This is a genomic window from Paenibacillus sp. 01T422, assembly GCF_056398785.1.
This window is the reverse complement of the sequence record NZ_JBFTQB010001493.1, coordinates 1-704: the sequence shown is the minus strand read 5'-3', so window position 1 is coordinate 704 and position 704 is coordinate 1. Positions and strand designations below refer to the sequence as shown.

General features: G+C 46.3%; 1 protein-coding gene and 1 pseudogene. Both read right to left on the bottom strand.

All coding sequences use genetic code 11. The features are described 5' to 3' along the window. A pseudogene (locus AC1DUA_RS39780) lies at positions 1–186 on the bottom strand (dihydropyrimidinase); the annotation flags it as partial. Between the two features lie 2 nt (positions 187–188). Continuing rightward, on the bottom strand, positions 189–704 hold a 516-nt coding region (locus AC1DUA_RS39775), incomplete at its 5' end, for a 4Fe-4S dicluster-binding protein (RefSeq protein WP_477504898.1).

Sequence of the window (704 nt, the reverse complement as noted above, 5' to 3'; positions counted from 1 at the left end):
ATCCAGATGCGTGTGCGGATCAATCCCGCCCGGAAAAACATAAAGTCCCTGTGCATCGATGATTTCAGCGCCTTCTACTTCAATATCTAGCCCTATCTGCGTAATGATGCCATCTTCGATCAAAACATCTGCTTGATACTGGTCAGCAGCCGTCACAACCGTGCCATTCCTAATAAGTTTGGCCATCGTTATACAGCCTCCTTTTTGTTGGCATTCCCTTCGGACAACCTAGCAATCGCTTCTTGTCTTTCGTTCCATGTCATTGGAGGTTCTGTGCCAGCCATCTCGACCATAGTGATCGCCCCTTCTACGGGACAAACGATGGCACATAGGTTGCACCCTACACAGTCTTCTTCGCGGACTTGCAAATACGGCTGTCCATTATCATTGGTTAACATATCGATACACTGATGAGAGGTATCCTCACAAGCAATATGGCATTTATTGCAATTTATACAAGTGTCGTTATCAATTTTGGCGACAACGGCATAATTTAGATCCAAATTCCCCCAATCGGAGTAACGAGGAACGGATTTACCGATCAGATCGGTGACGCTAGCTAGCCCTTTTTCATCCAAATAGTTGTTCAATCCGTCGATCATATCCTCCACGATACGGAAACCATGATGCATGGCAGCCGTACATACCTGCACCCCTGTAGCACCCATTAGCATGAATTCAACGGCATCACGCCAATTAGAGAT